The sequence below is a fragment of the Teredinibacter sp. KSP-S5-2 genome (genome assembly GCF_032773895.1).
GTDB lineage: Bacteria > Pseudomonadota > Gammaproteobacteria > Pseudomonadales > Cellvibrionaceae.
In genome coordinates this window covers 2,033,563-2,055,504 of record NZ_CP120416.1, presented here as the reverse complement: position 1 = coordinate 2,055,504, position 21,942 = coordinate 2,033,563, and the positions used below count along the sequence as shown (strand labels likewise).

The 21,942-nt window shown below is 39.8% G+C and carries 24 protein-coding genes; 21 read left to right on the top strand and 3 right to left on the bottom strand.

Features of this window, described 5'->3' with window-relative positions:
* Positions 1-275 precede the first annotated feature (275 nt).
* From P5V12_RS09255 to P5V12_RS09245, 3 genes are all read right to left on the bottom strand, one after another.
* The gene (locus P5V12_RS09255; protein ID WP_316957069.1) at positions 276-734 is read right to left on the bottom strand and encodes an N-acetyltransferase; all 459 of its coding nucleotides are present in this window, start codon (positions 732-734) and stop codon (positions 276-278) included.
* A 135-nt stretch (positions 735-869) separates the two neighbouring features.
* Positions 870-4,106: a DUF4157 domain-containing protein gene (locus P5V12_RS09250; protein ID WP_316957068.1), complete on the bottom strand. Its 3,237-nt coding sequence runs from the start codon at positions 4,104-4,106 to the stop codon at positions 870-872.
* 388 nt (positions 4,107-4,494) lie between these two features.
* A complete protein-coding gene (locus tag P5V12_RS09245; protein ID WP_316957067.1) occupies positions 4,495-4,971 on the bottom strand; it encodes a hypothetical protein in 477 nt (158 codons plus the stop codon).
* A 443-nt stretch (positions 4,972-5,414) separates the two neighbouring features.
* On the opposite strand from P5V12_RS09245, the gene P5V12_RS09240 reads away from it, so the two are divergent.
* The 21 genes from P5V12_RS09240 to P5V12_RS09140 all read left to right on the top strand — a co-directional run bounded on the left by P5V12_RS09240 (position 5,415) and on the right by P5V12_RS09140 (position 21,940).
* The gene (locus tag P5V12_RS09240) at positions 5,415-6,575 is read left to right on the top strand and encodes a tetratricopeptide repeat protein (RefSeq protein ID WP_316957066.1); all 1,161 of its coding nucleotides are present in this window, start codon (positions 5,415-5,417) and stop codon (positions 6,573-6,575) included.
* Positions 6,576-6,620: 45 nt separating this feature from the next.
* Positions 6,621-7,160 (top strand): tetratricopeptide repeat protein, encoded by a 540-nt coding sequence (locus P5V12_RS09235; RefSeq protein ID WP_316957065.1) that lies wholly within the window; start codon positions 6,621-6,623, stop codon positions 7,158-7,160.
* Between the two features lie 11 nt (positions 7,161-7,171).
* The gene (locus P5V12_RS09230; protein WP_316957064.1) at positions 7,172-7,528 is read left to right on the top strand and encodes a hypothetical protein; all 357 of its coding nucleotides are present in this window, start codon (positions 7,172-7,174) and stop codon (positions 7,526-7,528) included.
* A gap of 409 nt (positions 7,529-7,937) precedes the next feature.
* Positions 7,938-8,201 (top strand): flagellar biosynthesis protein FliQ, encoded by a 264-nt coding sequence (fliQ, locus tag P5V12_RS09225; protein WP_316957063.1) that lies wholly within the window; start codon positions 7,938-7,940, stop codon positions 8,199-8,201.
* Positions 8,202-8,204: 3 nt separating this feature from the next.
* Positions 8,205-8,945 carry a flagellar biosynthetic protein FliR gene (locus tag P5V12_RS09220; protein ID WP_316957062.1) on the top strand — a complete coding sequence of 247 codons (741 nt, stop codon included), beginning with the start codon at positions 8,205-8,207 and terminating at the stop codon, positions 8,943-8,945.
* A gap of 1 nt (position 8,946) precedes the next feature.
* The gene (locus tag P5V12_RS09215) at positions 8,947-10,020 is read left to right on the top strand and encodes an EscU/YscU/HrcU family type III secretion system export apparatus switch protein (RefSeq protein ID WP_316957061.1); all 1,074 of its coding nucleotides are present in this window, start codon (positions 8,947-8,949) and stop codon (positions 10,018-10,020) included.
* The gene (locus P5V12_RS09210; protein WP_316957060.1) at positions 10,017-12,086 is read left to right on the top strand and encodes a flagellar biosynthesis protein FlhA; all 2,070 of its coding nucleotides are present in this window, start codon (positions 10,017-10,019) and stop codon (positions 12,084-12,086) included. Before P5V12_RS09215 ends, P5V12_RS09210 begins: the two co-directional genes overlap by 4 nt.
* The gene (locus P5V12_RS09205; protein WP_316957059.1) at positions 12,086-12,790 is read left to right on the top strand and encodes a flagellar hook basal-body protein; all 705 of its coding nucleotides are present in this window, start codon (positions 12,086-12,088) and stop codon (positions 12,788-12,790) included. The genes P5V12_RS09210 and P5V12_RS09205 overlap by 1 nt, the downstream gene beginning before the upstream one ends.
* A 1-nt stretch (position 12,791) precedes the next feature.
* Complete coding sequence (locus P5V12_RS09200) at positions 12,792-13,565, top strand: flagellar hook-basal body complex protein (RefSeq protein WP_316957058.1); 774 nt, start codon at positions 12,792-12,794, stop codon at positions 13,563-13,565.
* Positions 13,565-14,266: a flagellar basal body P-ring formation chaperone FlgA gene (flgA, locus tag P5V12_RS09195; RefSeq protein ID WP_316957057.1), complete on the top strand. Its 702-nt coding sequence runs from the start codon at positions 13,565-13,567 to the stop codon at positions 14,264-14,266. The genes P5V12_RS09200 and flgA overlap by 1 nt, the downstream gene beginning before the upstream one ends.
* A 43-nt stretch (positions 14,267-14,309) precedes the next feature.
* Positions 14,310-14,816 (top strand): flagellar basal body L-ring protein FlgH, encoded by a 507-nt coding sequence (locus P5V12_RS09190; RefSeq protein ID WP_316957056.1) that lies wholly within the window; start codon positions 14,310-14,312, stop codon positions 14,814-14,816.
* On the top strand, positions 14,798-15,913 hold the full coding sequence (locus tag P5V12_RS09185; protein WP_316957055.1) for a flagellar basal body P-ring protein FlgI: 1,116 nt from the start codon (positions 14,798-14,800) through the stop codon (positions 15,911-15,913). Before P5V12_RS09190 ends, P5V12_RS09185 begins: the two co-directional genes overlap by 19 nt.
* Positions 15,914-15,924: 11 nt before the next feature.
* The gene (locus tag P5V12_RS09180) at positions 15,925-16,287 is read left to right on the top strand and encodes a hypothetical protein (protein WP_316957054.1); all 363 of its coding nucleotides are present in this window, start codon (positions 15,925-15,927) and stop codon (positions 16,285-16,287) included.
* Positions 16,287-16,679 (top strand): flagellar basal body rod protein FlgC, encoded by a 393-nt coding sequence (locus tag P5V12_RS09175; RefSeq protein WP_316957053.1) that lies wholly within the window; start codon positions 16,287-16,289, stop codon positions 16,677-16,679. The genes P5V12_RS09180 and P5V12_RS09175 overlap by 1 nt, the downstream gene beginning before the upstream one ends.
* A 2-nt stretch (positions 16,680-16,681) precedes the next feature.
* The gene (gene fliE, locus P5V12_RS09170) at positions 16,682-16,978 is read left to right on the top strand and encodes a flagellar hook-basal body complex protein FliE (protein ID WP_316957052.1); all 297 of its coding nucleotides are present in this window, start codon (positions 16,682-16,684) and stop codon (positions 16,976-16,978) included.
* Positions 16,979-16,992: 14 nt separating this feature from the next.
* Entirely contained in the window at positions 16,993-18,363 is a 1,371-nt protein-coding gene (gene fliF / locus P5V12_RS09165; protein ID WP_316957051.1) for a flagellar basal-body MS-ring/collar protein FliF, read from the top strand.
* Positions 18,356-18,739, top strand: a complete 384-nt coding sequence (locus P5V12_RS09160) for a hypothetical protein (RefSeq protein ID WP_316957050.1) — start codon at positions 18,356-18,358, stop codon at positions 18,737-18,739. The genes fliF and P5V12_RS09160 overlap by 8 nt, the downstream gene beginning before the upstream one ends.
* Positions 18,723-19,439: a FliH/SctL family protein gene (locus P5V12_RS09155; RefSeq protein WP_316957049.1), complete on the top strand. Its 717-nt coding sequence runs from the start codon at positions 18,723-18,725 to the stop codon at positions 19,437-19,439. The genes P5V12_RS09160 and P5V12_RS09155 overlap by 17 nt, the downstream gene beginning before the upstream one ends.
* A complete protein-coding gene (locus tag P5V12_RS09150; RefSeq protein WP_316957048.1) occupies positions 19,426-20,766 on the top strand; it encodes a FliI/YscN family ATPase in 1,341 nt (446 codons plus the stop codon). The genes P5V12_RS09155 and P5V12_RS09150 overlap by 14 nt, the downstream gene beginning before the upstream one ends.
* Positions 20,767-20,780: 14 nt before the next feature.
* Positions 20,781-21,233, top strand: a complete 453-nt coding sequence (locus tag P5V12_RS09145; protein WP_316957047.1) for a hypothetical protein — start codon at positions 20,781-20,783, stop codon at positions 21,231-21,233.
* Positions 21,230-21,940: a hypothetical protein gene (locus P5V12_RS09140; RefSeq protein WP_316957046.1), complete on the top strand. Its 711-nt coding sequence runs from the start codon at positions 21,230-21,232 to the stop codon at positions 21,938-21,940. The genes P5V12_RS09145 and P5V12_RS09140 overlap by 4 nt, the downstream gene beginning before the upstream one ends.
* Positions 21,941-21,942 lie beyond the last annotated feature (2 nt).

Sequence of the window (21,942 nt, the reverse complement as noted above, 5' to 3'; positions counted from 1 at the left end):
TCTCAAATAACACTTCCATAAACACGACTCATTTCTCGACATCTGCCATTTAAAACGAACAGAAAATCAATCTCGTTAAAAGAAAACAGAAAACGCCTACATATTGAGAAACGAGAAATCAGGACACACAGACAGGATCAGACATCAGGAACAAGAAATAAAAATACTTTCAACTACCTACAAGTGGGTAGTTGAAAGTATTTGGGATGCATATTTATGAATATAAATGAAGATGAGATTTATTTCAGACAAGTGATTAATTCCAATTAAACTCCCTAAACAATCAATTCGTAGGTTGTAAACTTATTCCCCATGAGTTCCGTTTCGCACACGCTTCTCGCCATCTTCTGCAAAAACTTATATTTAGGACGGGTATTTAAAAAATGAATCAATAAGGTTTGATGTTTAAACTCTCGAGCCCATTCCATTATTTTCTGAAACACGCGTTTGCCTGCTCCCCAAAAATCATCATCTAAAACAATAGCGATTTCATATTTCCCTTCTTCAAGTTGAATACCACACCAACCGGCCAAACAGGAGTCCACTATAACGGCACGAACTCGACACTTTGGGTTTGAATCCATTTCTACTTTATCCGCCATCCACTCCTTCGTTGTTTCTTCGTCAAATAAATGATGCTTGATCAAGTGAGTTCGGATCTTCTGTTTATTTAATAACGGTAAAAACTGGTCTGGCGTAACTTCATCCATTCGGACATAGCATATTTTGCTCATAAAACTCCTAGGTAAAATTGGTCTATCTGGATATTAACGAGGGGATTAGACTGACAGAGTCCAATCAAGTTTCATACGCAAAAACTGTCGCGAACGACCGCAGCCAAACAACACCAATCAATAATTTCTACGTATTTATCTAGGTGCTAAAAAAGGATAAAGCTGCATTAGTTCCGGAGGCCAGTTTCCCAGCGGAGGGTAATAAGGGTCCCAACCAAACGGCATTATTTGCTCTGGTGGAGCCATAGGCGGATGCCACCAATCCGGCATACCAGGGTAATTCAAGTTCGGCGCGGGGACATTATAGTTTTCCAAAGGAATAACATGGATCGGAGCAACAGGATCGTTAGTTGGATGGCCACTGGTCGTCAGCGGATGTAAACCGCCTTGATGTACCGGATGGTAACCTCCCCGCAACAAGTCTTGCCCATAAACTGGCATCAGGTGACGCGGGTCCACCACCTGCAACGGGAAGTCACTTTTGTTGTAGTTCCAGTGGTGAATGGTGGCAACATCAATTCCTTCAGCCCTGGCCAACACTTTGTATTTATCCCACATTGCAGAATAAACCTTTCCGAGTTCCTCACTGGACCACGAATGAACAGAACCGTCCCTTACTGCCGTTAGCCAGCGTTTATAAGCGTTGTTACGTGGCGACGTTGCCAGTTGCCTTTCTGCGGCCATCCATAAACGCATCTGAGTGGGGTCATCTGCAATTGTCGAACCTCTAAAACCGTTATTGGCAAAATCGTTTGGCTGCAGCCCTCGATTCATCAGCATAACCCCGCCCTGCCCCTGATTGCCCAGAGGTAAAGAATACACAGGTGCCTGCCCCGGTGCAGGTGCGAGCGAAGGCAATATAATTCGTGAACCCAAATGCGGGCGAGTCAAAGCGGTGCTGGAACCCGCTGGTAATAGCCCCGCAGGGGATCTACCCGGTAATCCATAACCACCGCCAGGCAGGGGAGCCAAATCGATAATCGGCTGATTTCCGCTTAGAGCCATTTGGGAGGGAGATCGTACTAAAGCCGTTGACTGTTGAGGACCAAGCTCTGCTGTAAGTGCAAGCCTGGGCGGAATCACTTCACCACCGGATATCGTGACTGTGCGCGAGCCATTAATAACCGCAGACCCATTCCCGGTAGACATATTAATTCGTCCGATAGCTATGTCCCCGCTGGTATGTCGAGCGATAAATTGGACATTACCAGAACCATCGGAGGATAAAATTTTGACTTCAACCCCATCCCCCGCAAAAGGCCTTCCTGAGCGAGGGCCAGCCCCAACCTCACTGTTAACCGTTCCATTCCCTCTTGCCAAAGCAGTTGTCGGACGACCAGCAAGTTGCCTGGCACCGTAAAAACCCGCAACCACAAAAATGGCATTCGCGACGGCCATAATACCTCGCGTTATCATCTCTACTTGGTCAAGCGGTTTACCCGTATATGCATCACGACCAGTAATGAGTTCCGTTATCGCCAGTGTTCCCTGGTAAGCAGCAGAGCCAGTGCCAAGTACTAGCGCTGTTTTTTGTAGCCACATTGGTCCTTGGGCTAAGGCGCCACCCAGGCCCGCCGTGCCCAAAGTCAGTATTGTTTGACTTGCCGTCTCGGGGGTCCAAAGGGCGGAAAAGGCCCCTGGAACCATCCATAGAGGGTTATCCGTTTGCACTGCTTTATCCGCATAAAATTGCGTGGCCTGGGAGCCCCAATAGGTAGTCATTGGCAGATACTGCCCTGCCCAACTGCGACCACCTTTGTAATGCTTAATCGCATCCGCCGACATCACGCCCGTTTTTTGCAGTGATTCCGCTACACGCTGTTTGTCGCCGTCATCTAAGTTTTCAAACAAATAGTAGAGCATGTGTTGTTTGGTCGGCTCACCAAAACGACCAACCAAACCGATATCCGTAAAGGGAATAGAGAATTTAGCCTCATCATGACGGGACATTATCTGGCGCAGCACCGCAGACTGTTCGCGAGGGGGTAATCCAGTCAAGACTTCCGCAACAGTGGTACTATCTGCACCGGAGGTATAACCCTCAATACGATTCAAAATCATATTCGTCGAGCGATTCACCAGCGCATTATTCACATCACCAGCGGGCGATCTTCCCGCCTGCTTTTCTCGATACTGATGCCAGAAAGGCCGATAACCACCATGCTTGATACTGTTCTGCGCGATGAGCGTATTCAGTTCTCCTGTATCATCCTCAATGTTGTCATACAGCTCATCCAGGAATGAGCGACTGTTTCTTGTATGCAATCCGAACAAATAACTTGTATGCAGACTACTGTTCTTTAAACGACTTAAAAAGCAATCAAAGTAGGAATTACCGTCCGGGGCAACCCAGTTTTTGGTTTTTGCCCAATAGCGAACAATCCCCATCAAAGTGTTTTCTTCATCACTATCAATATAAGTATTGAGCAGTATGCTTTTGGCCCGTCGTACATCATCATCCAACATGCTGCCCATTTTCTGCTGAAACTGATTGAGGTACTTGCTCTTCAACAGACCCTGAACAATTTCATATTGATAGTGGCCCTCGAAATATCTCAACCCGAAAACGCTTTCCATTTTCTTTGGCTCCATGATGGACGAGATATCCACACCATAAAGCTCATAGGCAACATCGGCATGCCTTGCCCCTTCTTCTGCAATAACCAACCAAGGTGCGCCAGGCTTAAATATCAAATTAACCGGGTTAAATTGTTGGGCCGGGTCAGGCTGAGGGAGTGACACAGGAGGTGAACCTGTTTCATTTGGCGACTGACGACGAGCCACATTGGGCGAAGAGGATTTAAGCCTAAAGGCCGACGTCTTACCGTTATCTAGTCGACTCAAATTATTAGCCTGGAACTCATGCTCGGCTCGATGACTGCCGAGAACAATAGGGCTCGCTAAATTCGGACTGGCCATATTCGCTTGCGCCGTATGCACAAGCTCATGATTAATGGCGCGGGTTTTGTTTTCTCCGGTTAACCCTGGTGACAACAAAATATGTTTGCCCACAGAAAGCGCATGAGCTCCCGCCTGCTGCAATACAGGCTTAACGTTATCGTTCTGATGTAACCGTGCTGCACTTAAATCCAGCCCAAGGCTGACCTCCATACCTTGACGCTCACCAACCGATAACGAATTTCCGGAACATCCGCTTTTTAGTAATTCACTCAATCGGGAAAAAGGACGTGCGTTATTGGGTGACATCATCTCACTACTGGCGTCACGCCGTGATTTCAATAGTGATTCGAGTGAGCGATTCCCCAGATTAGAACCTTGTCGATGGTAACCCGAAGCAGAAACAGTCTTTCCATTTCGACTGGATTGCCCTTCGCTTTTTTTAACTGACTGAGACGCCCTCGCACTTTTCATCGGATAAATCCCTCAACCAACAACAAGTCTATTGAATAAAAACAGAAAGTATTATTCACCGCAGCTTATATCAAATAAAATCTGCGCCATCCCCCCTCAGGCGTATTCAATTATTTCGCAATGCATGCAGTACTTAATATGGGTAGTTTTTAGTACGCCCTAGGTTTAGTTATAGACGAATAATGCTGTTGATGTTCGCTGTTTGAAACAATATAAACTCAAAACCATTTAGCATCGCGCAGACCAAATGATTCATCTGCCACCAGCATTCCATGTAACTGGTAAATAGCATCACTACAAGTTGAAAGCGATCCGGCATTAAAGGAATAACTTACTCTCTAATATATACAGAGATAACTATTTACACTCCGAGTTAAAAGAGCAGGTATTACGTGTTAAACACCCTACTTTTTAAAAAGATATATTTTCTCCAATTATTTGCCATGAGCTTGTCAGGCTGGCAAATAAAATAAGCATAGGCTTCAGAAAAGTCTTCAACCCAGTTTTTGCTCCCGTAGCTAGAAACAGGTTTTCGGTTGGCATTATATATAGCGGTCCATTCTTTTTTTGTATATGAGTCCATTTTACAGTGATAGTAATAGTGACCAATTTCATGATACAACACATGCTCAGCAGTTTTCCGATCGACCAAATCAAATATTACTATCGTATAAAACTCGGGATAGAAACCTCCTTTACATCCTTGATGAATGGGAATCCCAAATATCCCAAGCTCACGTGCAGGCTTAAACACTATTCCTTTTAGTCCTTTAACGTGTTCTGAGGGCAAACTTCGCACGCAAGCCTCTATTTCACGCGTTGAGAGTATATTTTGTCGATGAAAGTCTTTTATTATAAGAGGCAAATCAACCTTGCTCCCATACCAAGCTCATATCTAGTTCCACGATACGTGAGCATCCCTTCGTCATAAAACATGCATGCCACTATTGCTTGTGTCGACATACCAGAAATATATATTTATGTAATAAAACATCAGCAATAACTATTAAATTTTTCTATTGTTAAACTAAGCTGGCCTACAAAATAAGCCAATCCGTAACCCATCAAATGTTGTTGATCCAAATCAACCTATGTATAACGCGTGATAGAGAACTCGGTAAGGAGCGTACCAAAGAATCAGCGGCTCTGCCCAGCTCTCCCCCAGCCCAGCCATATAGTATGTATTCGGTACATTTTAGCCCCCCCCTTGATTTAGTAATACATAATGAGTACAGTCTTTGGCATAAAAGAGGCGCTCCGCGCTTGCAGTGCGGGAGTAGTGGAAGAACAAGACAAAGGAAATAGTTTTTGAACACTGATCCTTCTGAAGCAAGACAAAACCAAGATAAGTTAGATCGATATCTTAAGTACCTTGAATATACTCCAGATAACTTAAATCTCATATATGATAGCATAATACTTGCGGTCGACCTTAGTGAACTAGACACAGCCAGAGGACTTGTTCAGAAAGGATTAGCCCTCGCCCCTGAAAACGCCAATCTACACGCACATAAAGGCTTTTTACATTTGGCAGAAAACAAATTGGAACTAGCAGAGGAAGCATTTGAGCAATCTATTGAGCTCGGTATAAACAATTCTCCCACACTATATAATCTTGCCTACACCCAATTCCTAAGAGGAAAGTATCAAAAGGCAATCGATACCTTAACAAAAATCGAGATTCCAGATTCATTCGGAAGTGAGATTAACATACTTTTTTCTCGATGCGCTCAAAACCTAGATAGAGAACCCGAAGCAATTGAACGCCTGAAAAAAGTCATCCAAGATGACCCTCGTAACTACGACGCTATGGGTTTATTATCACTTATTTATGCGGATGAAGAAAAAGAAGACGAAGCAAGAAACTTAGCCAAAGAGTGCCTGGACAGCTCGCCAGATAACTTTAATGCCTTACTTGCCCGAGCCACATTAGATATGGCATCACAAAGATATGAAAACGCATATTCAGATTTGCAGAAAGCGACCACAATTCTCCCCGAGAGTGGCAGGGCATGGAGCTCCCTAGGACTGATAGATTTTCACAATTTTAGATTTGAAGAAGCTGAGAGCTCTCTTCTCAAAGCTGTTGCGTACATACCAGACCATATTGGCTCCTGGCATATCCTCGGCTGGATTTATCTAATGAAAGATAATATTACCAAAGCACAGGAAGCCTTTGAATCAGCATATGCGATTGACCCCACCTTTGGTGAATCACATGGGGCCTTAGCATCTATTTACGCATTACAGGGTGAAAAACAAAAGGCGGAGCACCATATCCGACTTGCAGAGAAACTATCCCCCGATGGAGCCAATCAAATATATGCTAACATGGTGCTGCTTAGCAACGAAGGAAAAACAAACGAAGCAGCCTCATTGTTTGAAGAAGTAAAGAAACGTCATAATGACAAACTTGGAACCTCTCTTGAAACACTTATACAGCTAAGGTTAGCTGAGCTTTCCACATAAAATTCAAACCCAGGCAATTCCCTTAACTAACAACAGGAAACTCACGTGTTAGATGCAGAAGAACTACTTCATCTTGCGATGAAGAACATACAGGAAAACAAATCGACCGAAGCCTTAGACCTCCTAAACAAATGCGTTCAAATAGAACCAAATAATGCTTTAGCTATCTATTTAATTGCAGCTCAGCACGCAGAAATTGGCATGTATGACAGGGCTCAGGCAGGCATGGAGAAAGCCCTAGATTTAGACCCAAGCCTTGAAATGGCATCTCTGCAACTAGGATTGCTATATGGCCATAAAGAAGAGTTGGATAAAGCTATTGCTACCTGGACGTCACTTATCGAGAAAACATCCAGCCAATATATAAAGACTTTCTGCCTTGGTCTTACTGCAATATGCGAAGACAAAATTGAAAGAGGGCTAGAACTACTTGAACAAGGAAAAAAAGAAAACCAGGACAATCCAGCATTAAATGTTTCCATACAAAACATCATAGATAGTTTGGGATCTGATGAGTCAGCAACAGAACAACCAATAGAAAGTGACAGCACATTCCTCGGCGCATACCGAGACAAGTCTGTATAGCGAGAATAAATATGTCTAAAATCGACTCCTCTCGTCTATCTTCAATATTTCAGAGCCTGGTAAACAAATCGGAGCCGACACCAAAGGCTCAATCTATCCATAAAAAATACTCACCATCACTTGAAACAGTTGAACAAGTAAAGAAAAGCCAAACAGAACTAAAAAAGAGGATAAGAGATAGAATAGCAAAAATCCCGTCATCATCAATTACAACAGTAGTAGTTCAGGAAATTGTTATCTGGGAGTTTGGAGAAGAAATTCTCGATCATCCAAACTTTAAAGAAATTGCCACAACTATAGCTACCTCAATAGAAAACTCCCCAAAACTAAAAGATCACATGAAGGAAATCATAAAAATGCTGACATAGTAGTAAAACCATCATATTCCAACAAATTTCTTAGCCCACCAACCAATATCAATACTTTTCTCTTACATAAAAAATCAACATTAAGTTCAAATCATACGTCAACGCTATAAACACAAGCTGTGAACCACGAATTAGGTCTCCCCCCAAATAACATTTTTAAAAACCAAAATCATATAAGCCTTGATTTCGAATAATCTTTTTGATAGCTTATTTGGTAAGATATTTATCAATTATGTTAAGGCAAGTAATAAAGGGAGTTTGGATCTTGTCCCCCCCCCCGGTGTTTAGTAAGCATTTCCCATGCTTTAAATTTTGCCTGAACCGAACCATATTTACTTGATGAGCATACACTCAGTTATTTTGTTTACCTAAAAAGCAACAAAGATATACTGGCATTACGGAGATTTACTTGGAACAGGAAACCGCGCTTTTTCTTTTGAGCGAGACGATGCTCACTGCAGCAAAAGTCTCTGCGCCTATGCTTTTTACTAGTTTAGCTGTTGGATTAGTTGTTAGCATTTTCCAAGTCGTTACCCAGATCCAAGAAATGACCTTAACATTCGTCCCCAAAATAATAGCCTCCGTGTTTGTTGCCCTTATGATGGGTGGTTGGATGCTCAATGTTTTGGCGGAATTTACTCGCAACGCATTTCGATACGCGGCTAGCGGGTAAATTATGTTTACTCAATATATTATTACAGCTCTAATTAGTGTGAGGCTGCTTCCATTGTTTGTTGTGGCCCCCCCGCCTCCCTTTAGGCGAGCCCCAGTACTTGTTCGAGTGTTTTTAACCATATGTCTATCTATGGTCCTGTGCTCAGCCATCAACGCTCAGTCAGTCGCATCTAACAGCATTCCCCTTGCTGGCCTGATTACTCTTGAGTTTCTTATCGGAATATCACTAGCTTTTAGCTACCATACTGCTTATGCAGCCATTCATTCAGCCGGCAAATTAATTGATATGCAAGTTGGCTTTGCGGCTGCTGCAATCTTTGATCCTAATACCGAAAATTCCTCGGGGCCCACCCCTCAAATACTGACGTTAGCATTACTATTCATCTTTTTTACTGCAAATATTCACCACGAGTTACTTATCGGCCTATCCAAGCTAATAAAGGTTTTTCCTCCTGGTATAGCATTTGACTGGAACTCTTCATGGATTAAAATACTGGGTGCTCACTTTACAACAGGGTTCATAATCGCAAGCCCAGTAATAATCATCTTATGGCTTGTAGACATAACCTTAGCGTTTATATCCCGATCGCTGCCTAAAACTCCCGTATATTTCATTGGTTTACCCGCAAAAATTGCAATAGGAATGATTACGCTATCATGGTTCCTGCAAAATGCTTCTATCCCAATATATAGAATCTTCTCCGACTCTCTAAATTCTTGGGATATGATGTTTAGGATTTAATATGTCAGGCGATTTAAATAAAGACCACGAGGCAACACCGTTTAAGCTTTCCGAGGCAAGAAAAAAAGGACAAGTGGCCAAAAGTAGTGAGCTTCCTTCTTTTTTTAGTATGATTGCCTCATTTACCGTATTGATAGCAACAGTAGGGAGCAGTGCAGCATATCTAAGCTCCTTTCTGAAATGGTGGTTAGTCAATGCAAACAATCTTGCAACTTCAAACCATTACCTATGGAATCACCTAGTTAGCTATCTATCAGGAATATCACGAATAACTTTATCAATCATACTATCTGGGCTAGTTGCATCTATTCTGATCACTCTTATACATGTTGGCCCGGTTTTTTCAACATTTTCCTTAAAACCAGACTTCTCCCGAATAAGCCCTGACAAAGGGTTTAAAAAGATATTTTCTCGAAAATCTTTAGTTGATGTCATATTGCTAGGCTTAAAAACCATCTCATTTGTCGGCGTCACTTATATTATATGGAGATACACCGCCCACAAGATACTTATCAACAACCACCAAACTATGATAGGTGTTCTCACAAACTGGAGAGACTCATTTTCTATTTTGGTCTTTTCACTATTAGGTGTTTTTTTTATTTTTTCCATTTTTGATTTGTGGTACTCAAAAAAAGAGTTTGGCCGACAAATGCGTATGAGCACCAGAGAAATCAAAGATGAAAACAAGCGAAGAGAAGGCGACCCAGAAATAAAAGCCAAAAGAAAAAAAATATTAAGAGAGTTGTTAACACGTGCAACAAGCATAAAAAACACAAAAAATTCGGATGTAATTATAACCAACCCAACCCACTATTCAGTAGCCCTACAATTTAAACCAGGAGTTATGCCCGCTCCAATTGTCGTATCCAAAGGCAAGGGATTCTTAGCCGCATCAATTAGAAGAATTGCGCGCAGACATCAAGTTCCCATATTTCGCCAACCGGCATTGACCAGAGAAATATATAGATCTGTCAATATAGGAGAACCGATCCCGACAAGCTCCCAGAAAAAAGTAGCTGAAATCTACAGGTGGGTAATATCCCTACCTAGCTCCAAGGTAAAATTGAAATGAAGAAAACAACATCAGCACTCTTCAATGGCATCAATGAGTTTGCACTAATCATATGCATGGTGGGAATACTTTTAATTTTATTTACCCCAATTTCACCTAGCGCATTAGATTTTTTATTACTGATAAACTTTTGCACTGCCCTACTGATACTTCTGGTAACTTTTTACACAGACAAACCACTTTCGTTCTCAACATTTCCATCGTTATTACTGATGACAACCCTATTTCGTTTATCACTTAACATTTCCGCAACTAGACTTATTTTAGATGATGCCGCAGCGGGAAAAGTAATTGATGCTGTAGGAAACCAAGTGGTTGGAGGAAACTACATAATAGGCTTGGTAGTATTTCTTATACTAATAGTAGTCCAATTTGTTGTTGTTACTAACGGAGCTCAACGGGTCGCTGAAGTAGCAGCTCGATTCATTCTAGATTCTCTTCCTGGTAAACAAATGAGTATAGATGCTGACTTAAATATGGGAATTATAGATCAAGAGCAAGCAAAAAAAAGAAGGAGTGAACTTGAAAAAGAGTCTAATTTTTATGGAGCAATGGATGGGGCCTCAAAATTTGTAAAAGGTGACGCGATAGCAGGCATAATCATCATAATCATTGACATTATTGGAGGGTTAACTATTGGCTTAGCCCAAAAAGGAATGGGATGGGGGGAAGCTTTACACGTATATACTTTACTTACAGTAGGAGATGGAATTGTGACTCAAATCCCATCTCTCATCATTGCGGTATCCACAGGAATTATCATTACTCGCGCAGCAACAGATGCACGCCTGTCAGATGAAATTACCAAACAGTTTTCCGCTTACCCTAAAACCTTGATTATAGTATCAATTGCGGTAGGAGGTCTTGCTCTGGTCCCGGGGATGCCGCTCTTTCCTATACTTGTCATACTCATCTCACTATCACTAATGGCATATTTCTCACACAAAAAACGAAAAAACGCTACTGACGAAAACAATCTCAGTGAAGATGACTATTCAAAAGACAACCAATCTGTTTACGAGTCCATTAAACCCAAACCATTTGAACTACTGCTAGCAACAGATTTGGCAGAAGAATATCTAAATGAGACGAGCGAATTTAAGAAGAGACTAGAAGTACTGCGTACTCATTTTGTCGAAAACTATGGGATAGTAGTACCTACACTTTCTGCTGTTAAGGATAACTCTCTACCCTACTCAGAATACAAAATAAAACTATCTGGAGTTGAGATAGCAGCTGGGCAAATCAAGCCAACAAAGTTACTAGCAATACAATCTGGTCGAACAAAGATAGAAATCGACGGAGAGGAAACCAAGGAGCCGACTTATGGTCTTGCCGCAAAATGGATCGACAAAACGCAAAAAGGACAAGCCCATGCAGCGGGATATACTCTTGTTGAACCCGAAACCGTACTAGTAACCCACCTACAAGAGCTTAGTAAAAGAAATGCAGCTGAATTTATTACTCGAGCAGAAACCGAAAGATTAGTAGAAAGTCGACGAGAAGATCTAGGAACCCTTATTGACGAACTCATACCAACAATATTAACATATTCTGATATTCAAAGAGTATTACAAGGATTAATTGTTGAAGAAATATCTATTGCAAACCTAGAGTCTATTTTAGAAGTTCTTGTTGATCAGGGTCGGGTAAGCAAAGAAATTGAATACCTTGTAGAAAAAACTCGAGAAAAATTAAGTACATCAATATGCCGGACGCTATCCGATAATAACGGCCAATTAAACGTTATAACACTTGCGCCAAGCCTTGAACATAGAATTCTTTCCAGTCGAACATCAACGCAGAATTCAAGCTTAGGGCTTAGCCATTCGGAGTTAGATCAATTTATCAAGGAAATGTCTAGAGAGTGTGAGAAAAAACTTAATGAGAATAAGCACCCGGTGCTTTTGTGCGCTCCAACAATTCGGCCAGTATTAAAAAAAGTCTTTTCGAGAGCCTGCCCTCAACTAAAAGTAGTTTCAACTCAAGAAGTTGATCGCCATGGAAAAATAGTTTCGTCAGGCCTAATTAATATTGACCTAACCAACAAAGAGGTTACTGCATAGTGAGCGAGCAGATAATGAGCCTCTCTCAGATAATGAGAGCAAGAATAGATAGCATGAACTCTATCTCTCAAAATATTACAAATGTAAATACACCCGGATACAAAAGTATAAAAAGTAGTATAGATAGTAGTTCATTTAACAGAATGTTAAATGATTCTAGCAGCGAAATTATAACCACCTCGAAGGTTGATAGAAGTAATGGTACGCTCAATGTGACCAATCGACCTTTGGACATAGCGATTATTGGAGATGTTTGGCTAGGCGTTAAAAAGAGCGATAAAATTTATTTGAGCCGAAATGGAAGCATGACAGTTAATGCAGACGGACACCTGGCGACAAAATCTGGTTTACCGATAATTGGAGAGAACGGTCCAATTGAGTTAAACAATACACATGAACTGAATATTATGTCTGATGGAACTATTATCCAGAATGATGAGAACATTGGAAAAATCACTCTGTACTCCATCGAAGACGACTCCAAATTAATACCGATAGGAGATGGATTATATAAACCCAGCGGGGAGATTAGCATCGCCTCCTCCTATCAAATAGCTCAAGGCGCTCTGGAGCAATCCAATGTTGATACAGGGGCGGAAATGGTTAGCTTGATGGAAACGACTCGCCAGATTGAAAGCGTTCAACGAGCCATTGCAACATACAACGAATTATTAAATGTGGGAATAAACCAAGTAGGTAAATAAAATGATAGATGCACTACACGTGTCTGAAACAGGATTAAAGGCAAACCAGGCATGGCTCGATTACATGTCAAATAACGTTGCTAATATGCATACCGTTGGATACAAAAAAACAACTGTTAATTTTGTAGACATGGTTTCAAGCAATAACCCCACTCCAAACACATCTAACATGGATCTCACTACCTCAAACCATGCTTTAGGCACAAGAATATCTACTCCTGATGTCGATTTTTCCCAAGGAGGCTTGAAAAACACATCCAGAATGCTTGATGTTGCTATTGACGGAAATGGATTTTTTGAAGTTCAGCTCGAAGATGGCTCTCTTGCATATACTCGACTAGGTCGATTACAGATTGACGATGAAGGCTACCTCACTATTAATGGAGCCAGATTAACCTCTAGCATTCAAATCCCAGCAGATGTGGATAGCATCGTAATTGAGAAAAATGGTTTGGTTCTTGGTGAATATGCAGATGAAACCAGCTCATTAGAACTTGGCTCTTTAGAATTAGCAAAGGTGCTGAACACCTCTTCAATGAATTCCATTGGTAATAGTATGTATACGTTAAAAAGTGAGGACTCAGATGTAATCCTAGAAACGCCGGGAGAAAATGGCTCTGGAACTGTATCTCAAGGTTTTATAGAGTTATCCAATGTAACATTGGTTGATGAAATGACAAATTTGGTTCTTGCTCAGAGAGCTTATCAGTTAAATGCCAGATTAATTCAAACAGCAGACCAAATTTTAGAAACAATAAATAACATGAGAAGATAATGACTCTTTTGCCATTTATTTTTTCATCTCTTTTGATCTCGGATAGCTTTGAATGCAGTCCTGAGAGCATAATCGAAACAAAGAGGGAGATCGTCGCCCCGGTTTCAAATGTTGCGCAAGCAACATGCCAAAAGCTGAGTAAAAAATACCGAAACATATCTACCGTATTAATAGGAAGGCGTACTACACCAAATATCTCTGCAGATGAGCTTGGGGAATTCAACATAGGAGCACTTAAAGCAGGCCGTATAAAAGTTACATGGAAAGGATTGAAAGGCAAAAAAAAAGCAGAGTTTTGGTACAAGGTATCTGCAACGGGAGAAGCATGGATAGCAAGAAAAAATATACCTCCTATGTCAGTAATAAAAAAAAATGACATTAAAAAGGAAGAAGTCAACATAGCGCGCTACGAAGGAATAAATCATATTTTCTATGAATATCCACCAATTGGATTAATTAGCACAAAAAGAATTAGAAAAGGACAAACTTTATTTAAAGAAAATCTTTCCTCGCCCCCAATGATATCAAAAGGAAAGACAATTAAAGCCGTACTTACAACGAACGATGTCAAAATTATCGCCATAGGCGAAGCACTGGAATATGGATGGAATGTCAATGATGTTATATCAATTCGAGTTCAAAACTCTGAAGGCTCTATTAAAGCAAAAATCATCTCAGAAGATGAGGTTCATATTATTTAGTATAGTCTTTAATTTGATTTCTTCTACGGCTTTTGCAAACAGTTTGATTGATATCGATTCATATCAAGGGCTGGCCAGCGACCGTAGAGCCTATAGAGTTGGGGATCCTCTTGTAATTTTGATTTCTGAATCTACTCGTGCTCAGTCCTCTGCAGGAACCGGGACAACAAAATCTACAGGAATTGATATGGGAGCGTATGATACGATCAACCAGCCTTCAATAGGATTATCAATAGAAAGAGAAGGAAAAGGAAAAGGTCACACGGTTCGCAATGGTAGTGCAAAAGCAACCGTTAGTGTTCAAATCATCGAAGTGCTCGATAACGGACTTGTTGCTTTGGAAGGCAGACAAAACCTTATTATTAACAACGAGAAACAAATGGTTATATTAACCGGGATAGCTCGAATAGACGATATAACCAAAGACAATACACTTTCATCTACGAGAGTTGCAAACGCCGAAATCGAAATTCAAGGTAAAGGAATTGTATCTAGCGCAAATCACGAAGGTGTTTTCATGAAGCTATTGAGATGGATGAGGTTGTTTTGAAGATAATTACTTTTTTCTTATTAACGTTAGCAATAGCTTCCAATTCAAACGCATACGAGGTTCGTTTGAAAAACCTCGCCAGGATCGAAGGCAATAGAGAAGTTGCATTAATAGGATATGGCATTGTTGTAGGGCTTTCTGGGACTGGAGATTCACAAAAAAACAAAGTAACACTCCAATCCCTGGCAAACACTCTAAGTCGCTTTGGTCTTGAAGTTGAAGAAAACGATTTAAATGCAAAAAATGTTGCTGCAGTTATAGTCACAGCTGAACTACCTAGATTCGGAGAGCCAGGGGATCGTATTGATGTGAGTGTCGCATCGACAGGGGATGCCCGCAGTCTAGCAGGAGGAACATTATTGCTATGCCCTTTATACGGGCCTGACCAAAGACTATATGCACTAGCGCAAGGCTCCCTGATTGTTGGTGGATACGAGACAACGTCTTACAGTAATAAATCAAAAAAAAATCAAACAACTGTAGGTCGAATTTCCAATGGCGCCTCTGTTGAGCAGTCTCCTCCAAATTTCCAGGATTTTTCTGGGAAAATAAACATCCTTCTAAATAAACCTGATTATACAACTGCGTCCAGAATAGTCGAAAAAATTAGAACAACACTCACTCCTAATACGGTAACAGCAGTTCATCCGGGAAAGATAGAAATCGAGCTAAACAACCAGACAAAAATAATTCCTTTTATTTCAAAGCTTGAAAATATTCAAGTTTCGCCAGACATTGAGGCGAAGGTTGTCGTAAACGAAAGAACAGGCATAGTCGTCGCAGGAAGTGATGTGACTATAGGTGATGTAAGTATTATTCAAGGAAGTCTCAAAATTGAGATTGAAACATCTTTTGGCGTGTATCAACCTCAGTATCTTGTACGACCCAGTGACAGTATAGGAACAACTGTTGTTCCTGACACATCTATAAAGCTAGAAGAAGAAACATCTCGAAGCGTTACGTTAAAAGGCGGCACCACAGTGGGCGATCTCGTTAACTCACTCAAAAAAATAAAACTAAGTACCAGAGACACAATTTCTATTCTTGAATCAATAAAAGCTGCCGGCGCATTGCACGCGGAACTAATAATACAATAAGGGGATCAACGATGTCAGACTTCACAATCAACATGATTAGCTGGTCTCTCAATCTTGAAAGACAAAGAGCAAGTGTTGCAGCAAATAATATTCAACTAGCCAATCAAGGCGGGATTAAGCAGAAAGGAAACTTTGATGAATTACTTAAAGTAGCAGCAAAAGAAATGGAAAACGTCAACAAGCTCTCCACCAAAAATATTATTAACATGAAAGCAACTATATCAGAAACTGGATCAGACTCACTCTTTGGAGCGGTCGCTTTAGACAACGAAGTTCTGGAGTTGTCTCATGCAAAAGGACGATACAAAACAATAGCTGAAGCTCTATCTAGAAAATACGCTCTAATGGAAATCGCATCAAAAGGTAGTAAATAATGGACAGTATATCCTTGGCAAATATTGCAAAACTTGGCATGAACTTCGAACGACAACGAGTTGAACTAGCATCACTTCGACTATCCCATGCGAACATAGCGTATTCAAATGCTGCAGATGCAATTGATGCAGCGAATAAACTAGCAAATTTCTCTATACTCGTTAACCAAACAAATCAGGAAAGCGGAAGCGTTCAACCAGAAATTAAAGCTATCCATAATCCATCACATCCAAATGCAAATAAACAAGGATACATATATCTTATAAATACAGACCCGGTTCACGAGATGGCAACGTTGGTTTCCGCTTTACGATCATATGAAGCGAACATTAAAGCGTATGATACTAACTCAGAAATGAACAAAGCAGCATTATCTATTGGAGGAAAATAGTTATGATAACCCCTATTTCGCCTATTACATCAGAACTTACAGCGAATACTATCCAACAATACTCAAATCGCGAACCTAGTGAATCTATATCTAACGTGTTCTTGAATGCACTTACACATTTAGATACAGACGTTTCCGCTGCGAATACAGCCATTTCCGACTATATCGTTAAAAAGCCAATTTCAACACATGAACTAATGATTGCCATGGAGGAAGCCAAGCTTTCACTGAATATTGCAGTCCAGGTAAGAAATAAAGTTTTGGAAGCTTACGAAACAATTACACGAATTAGACTATAAAACGGAAATAACTTGTGGCTGATTTACTTATTTTTCAATCAAAAAAGAATGGATTAATTCTTGGAATCGTTCTAATTGTAGCAATAGCGATTGGGGCAACATGGTGGATTTTATCTCCTAAATGGACTCCAGTCATTGGCAGCGAAATGAATCCGGATACAAAACTGAAAGTTCAGAACCATCTAATGGAATGGGGAATTCCATACCGAGAAGAAAGCCAAACCGGAGCAATACTCGTCCAAAACACCTCTCTTTTAGATGTGAGATCCCGACTAAATGAATACGGCATTCCATCCGAAACAAAAATTGGTTTTGAGCTATTTAATGAAGCCGAATACGGGATGTCTGAATTCACACAGAGAATAAATTATCAAAGAGCCCTGGAAACTGAAATTGCAAAAACCGTAGCAGGATTTTCCGGAGTTAAAAATGCCAGAGTTCATCTATCATTACCCAAAGAATCGATTTTTAAAGATAAAAGCTCAATACCCAAAGCGTCAGTAACAATTACAGCTATCAGAAACACGGCACTATCAGACGATCAAATTGAAGGTATACGCAGACTAGTAGCAACTTCTGTAGATCAACTATCGACCGAAAATGTGGTAGTACTTGATGAACGAGGAAGAGTAATATCCTTTATAAAGGGTAGCGAAAAAACTTTCGGAATTGAACAAAACAGAAATCTCGAATTGAGCTATGAAGAAAAAATAAAAAACCTCGTTATTGAAATGCTAAAGACTAAAAATGTACAAGCTGTAGTTAGCATTAAGTATAACATGGACAAAATAAAGTCGATCCGAGAAGAAATACTTCCAAACAACGAAGGAAATAACGGCGGATACCCAATAAAAAGCGTAAGCAAAAAGACCTCCGATGGAGAACTTAAGAACGCACAAAACAACTCTTCACTTGAACAGGAATTTATTTACTCCAGAGAAAAATCAGAAATCGAGTATGCTACTGGTGGAATAGAAAAAATCAGCGTAGGAATTGTTATTGGAGAAAAAATAACTACAGAAACAAAAGAAATCATAAGTGCACTAGTAAGCTCCGCTCTTGGACTGGAAAAAGAGCGTGGTGACACCATATCCGTTGCCTATTCAGAAACAAATAAAGAGGAAAAAAGTGCAAAAGACAGCGACTCGACAATAGCAACACCTCCAGAAAAAAGTAGTTTAGATAAATCAATTTACAAAGACAAAAAAACTATTTATGTATTTAGCGTTATTCTTCTGTTAATTACTCTCATACTTATCATCACAACAACTTTACTTAGAAAGACACCGAGAAAAGAAAAACAGCTTTCTCAAGAAGAAATGAACACTCTCCTACTGGAAATTAAACAATGGGCAAACGAGCAGGTTCAAGATAAGAATGAGTAGAAAACTGGTGCTTAAACTCCTTTGTCTAGAGGAAAAAGACAAAGAATGGATATTAAACAACCTTTCCGAAAAAGAGTTAGGTGTAATTAGTCCATTATTAAAACAGGCCGAATCTCTAAATATAGTCAAAGAGAATAGATTATCTTTTGACCTTATTGATAAAGTGGAGGTTTATGCCGCCCCACAGATGCAGAAATCCAGCGATGACTCGAAAGATATTTTTCACATATCCAAACTACCCGAAATCTGGCAAAACATTCTAACGGGAAAAGAGGCTCTTAATTCATCTAGTAAAATTACAATTCAAAAAACACCAATGCAGTTAAAAAATGCTCTTATAAGAATAGCAAGGGAACTAGATGAACAAGTTAATTAAAAGTGCGAAAATTCTCGGCAGTGTTCGAATTCTACCTCATAGCACTACTACGTCAAGAGTCGATGTATCCACGGAAATAAAATTGGATCAAACAAACATAGAGACACACTCTTCAACCCAGAAAACCGGCAAATTAAAACACAACAATAAAGAAACTAAGTCAAACGAAGATAAACTGCTAAAAATAAGAGGGGAAATGGAAAGTGACTTTCTAAATAAAATTGACTCAATAGAACGAAAACACCATAGAGAACTTAACGAACTGAAGGCTAGCGTTAACAACGAGCTTGAAGTCCTTTCCATCCTGAAGAAAGAATTGGAGAGATATAAAGCTGGGTTCAAACAAGAAATGGAAGAAGCTTTGGTATTACTGACAAACGAATGCTTAGTAAAACTAATCAGCGAAGACAATGTATACAACTCTGTTGTCGAAAAAATTACTAAAAAAGAAATTAACAACCTTGCTGATACTAACGAACTAACACTTTGTGTTAGTGAGAAGGAAATTAGCCTTTTTGAAAAAATTGCGTGTAAAATTGATGGGAACATTAAAATAATATCTGATTCAACTGTTAAACTTGGAGAATGCAGAATAGATTCAGCCTACAGTTCAAAAGAAGTTGGTATAAATACCATACTCAGCCAACTTCAAACTTCATTAATAACCACTTTAAGGGAAAAGAGTGGTGAAGAAGAATAATTTCTTAATTAGTACTGATCGATACATAAATGCAATTAGATCTACAAAACTTGGAATAAGTGCAGGACGCTTAACCGCAGTACATGGTACATTGCTCGAAGCATCAGGTTGCGACGTTCTCCAAGGAGAACTAGTAGAAATAATTCAAGCTCGTAGCGGCATTAAAGTACTAGCAGAAGTTGTCGGACTACGAGATGGCCGCATTTTGCTCATGCCATTTGGTAATTCACAGGGACTATGTCTCAATAGTAGGGTTATTCCTCTAGAAAAAAGTCTAGACCTAAATATTGGCGATGACCTTCTTGGATCTGTGATTGATCCCCTCGGCAACCCCCTGGACAATCGAATTAAAACAAAAAACCAGGACTCTGTCAGTACTCATTCACCACCAATAAACCCTCTTCATAGGGTACCTATTAACGAATGCCTTCATACAGGGGTTACAGCTATAGACCTTTTTTGTCCTCTAGGTCGAGGACAAAGAATAGGAATATTCGCCGGAAGTGGTGTAGGTAAAAGTACTCTTCTAGGTATGATTGCGGCTAATACCGACGCAGATGTCGTGGTTATAGCACTCGTTGGCGAAAGAGGAAGAGAAGTAATTGACTTTATAGACGACTCGCTTGGAACGGATGGTTTACGACGCTCTGTAGTAGTAGTAGCAACTGCCGATCAACCCGCCGTCCTAAGAAAACAAGCAACTTACTCCGCAACAGCAATAGCGGAATGGTTTAGGAAAAAAAACAAAAATGTTCTGCTAATAATGGACTCAATTACCAGATTTGCTATGGCGCAAAGGGAAATAGGACTATCCACAGGTGAACCAATCGGAACAAGAGGATACCCTGCTTCAGTTTTTTCACTACTCCCCCCACTATTAGAACGCGGCGGAACAATCAAAAACCAGGGAACAATAACCTCTATATACACCGTTCTTGTCGAGGGAGATGATATGAATGAACCAATATCTGATCATATGAGGTCATTACTTGACGGACATATTGTTCTATCAAGGACTATTGCATCAAAAAACCAGTATCCGGCAATAGATATTCCAAACAGCTTAAGTCGTTTAATTGGAAGACTTTTTGACAGCGAACAGAAAAAAACAATTGGACTATTAAGAAAGCAACTATCAGTTTATTCAGAAGCTCAAGATATGATCGAACTTGGAGCTTATATCGCGGGCAGCAATTCGGATATAGACAACTCGCTTCTTGTAAACGCTGACATAATAAGACTTGTTACCCAGCTCCCAGAAGAAAAAATAAGCAAAAACAAGATGTGGCAACATGCAAAGACAATTCAGTCAATTCTTGATCAGTAGGAGAAAATAGTCACATGGATAATCGACGAATCAGAACAAGTAAAAGTCTAATAAGAGCAAATGGTATTAAAAAAAACCAAACGGCATATGAGCACTCAAAATTTGAAAGAGAGCTTATTGAACAAAAAGAACAACTGAAAGAAAGCACGAACGAATTAAGAGACGTTGTAGCAAAACAAAATAGAGCTTTAAAAAACCAGCAAATCATAGACCCAATATTATTATGCGCCATGACTAATGATATTAATATAGCGGAACAAAAAATTGCGCACACACAATCCCATATTAACAATATATCAATGTTAAAGTCTAAAAAGCTAGCCGAACTAACGCAGCTTCACATTAAACAAAAATTGTACGACAAACATTTGAACAAATTGTCATTCGAGCATGAAAAAGAAAGAGACAAGAAGGAATTACACGACAGAATCCAGGAAAGAAAACCAATATTGGAGAAATTCCTTTGATAGAAAACATACCCAATAGCCCATCGATTTATACTCAGCCCGACAATTCAAAGATCGTAAAGGGGAAACATCAATACGAGCCAGAATCAAGTTCTGACTTTTTGGATACATTAACAAATGGAATACCCAAAAAAAAATCAAACAATGAAATACAAAGCAACTCCGACAACGAAAACATGGAAAGAAACAAATTTAACAATCCATTAAACGACTCGACCAAAATAGATACAAGCAACAATATTCAAACAAACATCTACATGAGCTCAATTGCACTAAATAAACAAACATACAAAACAAATATACTCACAATCTATAAAAAAGAAGAAAACCGCACTGCACCACATAAAAACATAGAGACATTAAATAAATCAAGAATAACACAGATAAAAAACGCCGAGCACACGCAGAAAATCAATACCAACAAAATATATATTCACGGAAACTCAAATGATATAAAATCGATCACCAAAACCAAACCCGAAAACAATATAATAAAATTACATAACGTTATCTCAAGCTTACCTGAAAAACTAAAAAGAAAAATAACGCTACAGAAAAGCTACGATAAAGCAAGCTTGGTCATTCGGGACTACGTGTCTAACGTCAATGACATACTAGCTATTGCAGATGATATTCATCAACACTTCATAAAGAACAATATTAAAAATTACCAATTAATCATAAACGGAAAAGAATATAGGAGTTGATG